This window comes from Halorubrum sp. Boch-26 (assembly GCF_029889805.1).
Lineage (GTDB): Archaea > Halobacteriota > Halobacteria > Halobacteriales > Haloferacaceae > Halorubrum.
This window is the reverse complement of record NZ_JARANT010000130.1, coordinates 1-5,308: the sequence shown is the minus strand read 5'-3', so window position 1 is coordinate 5,308 and position 5,308 is coordinate 1. Positions and strand designations below refer to the sequence as shown.

General features: G+C 71.6%; 6 protein-coding genes. 3 read left to right on the top strand and 3 right to left on the bottom strand.

The window, feature by feature from the left end; genetic code table 11:
- Positions 1 to 426 precede the first annotated feature (426 nt).
- Together OQF71_RS13690 and OQF71_RS13685 are read left to right on the top strand one after the other, a co-directional pair.
- The gene (locus tag OQF71_RS13690; RefSeq protein ID WP_280588347.1) at positions 427 to 897 is read left to right on the top strand and encodes a Rieske 2Fe-2S domain-containing protein; all 471 of its coding nucleotides are present in this window, start codon (positions 427 to 429) and stop codon (positions 895 to 897) included.
- Between the two features lie 123 nt (positions 898 to 1,020).
- A complete protein-coding gene (locus tag OQF71_RS13685) occupies positions 1,021 to 2,061 on the top strand; it encodes a hypothetical protein (RefSeq protein ID WP_280588345.1) in 1,041 nt (346 codons plus the stop codon).
- Positions 2,062 to 2,105: 44 nt separating this feature from the next.
- Here the strand turns inward: OQF71_RS13685 and OQF71_RS13680 are convergent, their stop codons facing one another.
- Positions 2,106 to 2,552 carry a DUF5788 family protein gene (locus tag OQF71_RS13680; RefSeq protein WP_280588343.1) on the bottom strand — a complete coding sequence of 149 codons (447 nt, stop codon included), beginning with the start codon at positions 2,550 to 2,552 and terminating at the stop codon, positions 2,106 to 2,108.
- Between the two features lie 125 nt (positions 2,553 to 2,677).
- Here OQF71_RS13680 and OQF71_RS13675 point away from each other — a divergent pair, with 125 nt between their 5' ends.
- Positions 2,678 to 3,478 carry a YkgJ family cysteine cluster protein gene (locus OQF71_RS13675; protein ID WP_280588342.1) on the top strand — a complete coding sequence of 267 codons (801 nt, stop codon included), beginning with the start codon at positions 2,678 to 2,680 and terminating at the stop codon, positions 3,476 to 3,478.
- Between the two features lie 19 nt (positions 3,479 to 3,497).
- Here OQF71_RS13675 and OQF71_RS13670 read toward each other — a convergent pair whose 3' ends face one another.
- Together OQF71_RS13670 and OQF71_RS13665 are read right to left on the bottom strand one after the other, a co-directional pair.
- Positions 3,498 to 4,403 (bottom strand): dihydrodipicolinate synthase family protein, encoded by a 906-nt coding sequence (locus OQF71_RS13670; RefSeq protein ID WP_280588341.1) that lies wholly within the window; start codon positions 4,401 to 4,403, stop codon positions 3,498 to 3,500.
- A 105-nt stretch (positions 4,404 to 4,508) separates the two neighbouring features.
- Positions 4,509 to 5,308, bottom strand: an 800-nt coding sequence (locus tag OQF71_RS13665; RefSeq protein WP_280588339.1) for a cell shape determination protein CcmA, incomplete at its 5' end; no start/stop codon positions are given.

Genomic DNA, 5,308 nt, shown 5'->3' with positions numbered 1-5,308 from the left:
GGCGACGACGGTGCGAGGGAGTCGCGAGCGAAGCGAGCGACGAGGCTGGGGAGGCGTGAGGCGCGGTTGCGGTGCGGTTGCGGTGCGGTCGGGCGGGACTCAAAGGGGCAGTCGCGAGGCGGTCGCAGGCGACGTAAGCACCGCAGGGAGCGAACGAAGTGAGCGACTGAGGAGCGCAGCGAGCGTGCGTCCGCCTCGCGACTGGGGCTTTGGAGGTGGTCGCCGTTGATCCACAGTGTTCTATTTATAAGCGAGCGACTGGGGCTTTGGAGGTGGTCGCCGTTGATCCACAGTGTTCTATTTATAAGCGAGCGGCTGGGGCTTTGGAGGTGGTCGCCGTTGGTACTCCTTCGACGAGATTCGACGTTCGAGTCTGATCTCCGCCGCTATCACAGCGTTCAAACCCGCCGTATCCCACCACCACGTATGAACGCGGACCGTCGGATCGCCGCCGTCGAGGAGGTTCCCGAGGACAGCACGCTGCTCGTGACGCTGCGGCCCGTCGACCCCGAGAGCGTCGACGAGGGGGAGGGCGACATCGGCGAGGCCGAGGACGGCACCCCCGAGGCGGAGGCGGTCCTCACGCGGGCGGCCGGCGAGGTGCGCGCGTTCCGCAACTACTGTCAGCACTGGACCGACGTGCGACTCGACAAGGACGACGGGGCGTTCGTCCGCAACGGCGAGGTGTTCTGTCAGAAGCACGGCGCCACCTTCGAGGCCGACGGCGGCTACTGCAACTTCGGCCCCTGCGAGGGCGCCGTGCTGGAGGGCGTCGACGTGACCGTCGACGGCGACGGCGTCTACCTCGCCGACGACGCCTACGAGTTCGTCCGGCTCGGCCACTCGCGCCGCGACGGCGACAGCGGCGACTCGCGGATCGACTTCACCGGGAACTGAGGCGGGACGGTCGGGTCGGAGCGAACCGCGAGCGCGCGTCGACGGCGGCGCGCGCTCGTCGGAGACTACAGCGGCTCTTTGGGTCACACGGACGCATTTATTTCACCCCGACGAAGCGCCCGTATGAGCGACCTGAACTCCTCCCGCCGCCGGGTCCTCGCCGGGGCACTCGCCGCGGCGCTCGGCGCGATGAGCGGCTGTCTGGACGGGTCGGTGACCGCCGGCCCCGGCGACAGCGAGCGCGTCCGCGTCCTGCGGCTCGCCGTCGACGAGGTCGGAGAGACCCTCCGGGAACGCGCCGTCGTCGATTCCGACGAGACGTCGCCTCGGTGGGACGAGGCGGCGTTCGAGGCCGTGCGCGCGGGCGACTCCTACACCGTCCAGTATCGGAAGCCGTTCTTCTCGACCGACGAGGATCCGACACACGCCGTTCACGAGGGAACGTACTACCGACTGGGCTCGGTCGTCGTCGACGAGGCGGAGACGACTCGCCCGGTCCTCCGACTGTTCGGCGTCGAGGAGCGCGACGCCGAGGGCGCCGGAGAGAACGACACCGAGGACACCGGGGAGAGCGACACCGCGGTCGTCGACGCGGAGACGCTTCCGACGGGCGATCGGCGCGCCGTCGAGATCGCCCACTTCGCGGCGCGGGCGCGGGGGAACGTCGGCGGAATCCCGGTCGGACTCGTTGAACGCGGCGGCTACGTCTACCGAAACGAGGACGCGGTGGAGGCGAGCGCGCTGCTCGCGGCGGACGGGCCGAACCGCGTCTCGTATCGGGACACGGCGTATCGCCTCGCGGTCGACCGAGAGCGGTTCTACGAACCGGTGTACCGCGCCACGGGCGAGGTGGTCGCGTCGTCGCCCGAGCGGATGGAAGCGATCCTCCGGACGCACGAGGTCGGCCCGCGCGTCGCCGAGGACGACCTCTCCGCCGACGCCCGAGAGGTGATCGTGCGGGCCACACAAGGCGGGTACGAGGAGTCGCACCCGTACTCCGACGCCTACGAAGAGGTCCTCAGCGCCCTGCACGAGCGGCCGTACCTCGACGGCGACATCCGGAAGGACGCGGCTCCCCGACTGACCGACTCCGAGATGGTCCGATACGGGGGTCGGTACTACGACTACCGACTGGTGTTCAAGCCGGCCGACGGCGACGAGTAGTTCCGGGTCGACCGTCGCGTTCGGAACCGTCCCCGAAAACGCATTTAAAAACGCGTCCGTCCGCTCGCTCCGCCGGCGTCGTCGCGCCCGAGCGCCTTTTTCAGGAAGCTCATCCAGCGCTTGCGGTCGGCGGCCTTCTGGCGCTGCGCCTCGGTCTCCGGGGCGGGGGCGTCGAGCCCCTCTAACGCCTCCAGCGCGCGGTCGATGCCGATGATCGACGCCGCGAGCTCCTCGCCGCGCTCGTAGCTCACCTCGTTCTCCTCGATGGATTCGAGCCGCGCTAACCGCTCTCGCCTGAGGTTCCGCTTCGCCCGCTCGACGCGGTCGCGCTCGCCGGGCGGGACCGAGTCGCGCCGCTTGATCTCGAAGACGAACGACCTGAGGTCGATCTCCTCCTCCTGGACCTCGATCTCCTCGGGGATGTCCGCGCCCACCGTCGCGGCCTCGCGGTTGACCCGCTCTAAGAGCCCCTTCCGCTCGTACTCCTTCACGCCCGACTCGTAGGGGCCGGCCGCACTTCGCTCCTTCGGCGCGGAGCGGGGCCGCCTTCCCGCGTCGCGACCCACGCATCCCGTGAAGGGACGAGGTTAACCCGACCGCGCCGCAAGCGACCCCCATGGAACCGCTCGAAGCCGAGCTCTCGCGGGCCCGCGAGCTCGACGTCGACGACCTCGCCGACGCCATCGAGGCGATGGGCTTCGAGTGCACGCGCTGCGGCGGCTGCTGTACGGGCTACGCGCCCGACGAACCCGGCGGCGCGCCGGCCGGGGAGGGGGTCAGCGAGAGCGGCGAGAGCGACGGGAGCGGCGAGAGCGACGACGGATGTCACGGCGGCGACGCCGACCCCGCCGACCGCGAGCCTCACACGGCCACCGTCTTCCCGGGCGAGATCCGCGAGGTCGCGGCCGCGGCCGAGGAGCGGGTCGGCGACTCGTACGACTGGCGCGACGTGGCCCGCCCGATGCCGTTCGGGCTCTCCGAGGGCGACGACGGCGAGCCCGCCGGCGAAACGTTCGAGTGGGCGCTCGCGACCGACGACTGCGGCGACTGCACCTTCTACGAGGAGAGGGACGGGCGGGGGGCCTGCGCGGTCCACGACTCCCGGCCGCTCATCTGTCGGACCTACCCGTTCAGCGTCGCGCTCGACGGGACGAGCCAGCCGATGGGCGAGGCGGTCGACGCCGAGGGGGTCGTCCGCGCCCACGAGTGCGAGGGGCTCGGCCGCGACATCTCGCGCGAGGACGCCGAGGCGCTGGCGGCGTCGCTCAAGGAGCGCGCGGTCCGCGAGCTGGAGGAGGCGATCAGCGTGCGCGACACCTACGACCCGACGGCCGCCGAGCGGGCCGCCGGCGACGTCGTCGTCTTCGACTCGGAGGGCCCGAAGGAGGCCGACGGGACGCCGGTGGACGGGGGGTGAACAGTCGGATCTGGTGGCCTCACACCACGTCCAGCGACGCGTCGACGTCGGCGGCGATCGCCTCTCTGGCCGTTTCGTCCGGGAGCGTGAGCGGCGGTCGGACCCGGGGGTCCGGGATGAACCCGCGGTGCGCGGCCGCGACCTTCGTTGCGGGTGCGAACCCGTGGTCACCGCACCGGTCGAACAGCGGGGTGATCGCCCGGCGGTGGAGCGCCAACGCGCGCTCGTCGTCGCCGGCGCGGAGCGCCTCGCCGAGGGCGACGAAGACCTCCGGGATCACCTGCGAGAGCGCGTTTATCCCGCCGTCGACGCCGAGCGACGCGCTCGGGTACAGCAGGGCGTCGACGCCCTGGAAGACGGTGAATCCCTCGGGGGTGCGGTCGACGGCGGTGTCGATCGACGAAATGTCGGCGCTGGTGTCCTTCAGCCCGACGATCGCCTCGCGCTCGGCGACGGCGGCGAGGACGTCGGGGTCGATCGGCTCGCCGACCGTCGACGGGATGTCGTAGAGGAACACCGGGAGGGGGGCGTCGTCGGCGACCGCGTCGAGGAACGCCCGCTGTCCCGCCGGCGCCGTCGAGGTGTGGTAGTACGGGAGGGTGATCAGCCCCGCGTCCGCGCCGGCCGCATTCGCGGCCCGGAGCCGGTCGAGAACACCCGAGACGGTCGTGTCCGCCGCGCCCGCGATCACGGGGACGCCGCCGTCGGCCGCCTCGACCGTCGTCTCGATCACCGTCCGGCGCTCGGCGTCGGTGAGGCTGGCGAACTCGCCCGTGGTACCGCAGGGGACCATCCCGTCGAGACCGGCGTCGACGAGGGTCGAGACGTGGCTCGCGAGCGCGTCGGCGTCGACGTCGCCGTCGGCGTCGAACGGGGTCACGATCGGGGATGAAACGGCGCCGTACCGGTACTCGAAGTCGTTCATGGAACCCGATTCGAGCGGCCGTGAGAAAGGCCTTGGTCCCCTGGCGGTGGTTGCCGGAAGCAGACGTGACGGCGTCGTCCCCGAGCGCTGCTCCGCACACCGCAGTTAGTCCGCGCTGACGGTCCGCTGATCGGGAGCGGTCCCAGTGTCGCCGCCGCGGTACCGGCCGCGCAGGGCGAGCGCGAGCGCGCCGAGTCCGAGCAGCAACACGAGGAGATCCGCGAGGCCGCCGACCCACGGTACGAGGCCGATCGCGGCGACCCCGATGACACCGACGAGGAGCGCGATCCACCGGTTCGGCCTACCGAGTCGGTCGAGAATCAACGACCCGAGGGCGTACCGGCCGTACACGGAGGCGACCCAGATCGCGGCGAGGTACGCCGCGACGCCGACGAGCGCCAGCGGGATCCCGACGACCGTGATCGCCACGAGGACGAGGAGGATCGGCGTCCCGATCAGCGCGAGCAGTCCAACGCCGCCGCTGCGGAGCGAGTCGCCGCCGACGCGGGCGGCGACGTCACGCGAGAACCGGGGGAAGGCGAGCAGGAGGACCGCGCCCAGCACGAGGTTGACGGCGATACCGTACACCGACCCGAACCACGACGGCGCGAGGTCGGAGCCGAACGCGACTCCCGTGTCGCCGCGGAGGTCGGTGTCCTCGACCACGCCGCCGGCGACCGTCGCGTCCGGGCTCTCGGTGAACTCATCGGCGTCGTACCGGAACTCTCCGCCGACATCCGCGTTCGGGCCGAGAACGACCGAGTCGGCGGCCGCGCGAACGTCGCCGCCGACCGCGCCGTCGACGGTTATCGAGCCCGCGCCGACGTCGAGCGAGCCGTCGATTCGGCCCGTCTCCGTCCGCTCGAAGGAGGCTGCGACGGCCTCGCCGCAACGACCGACCGCGC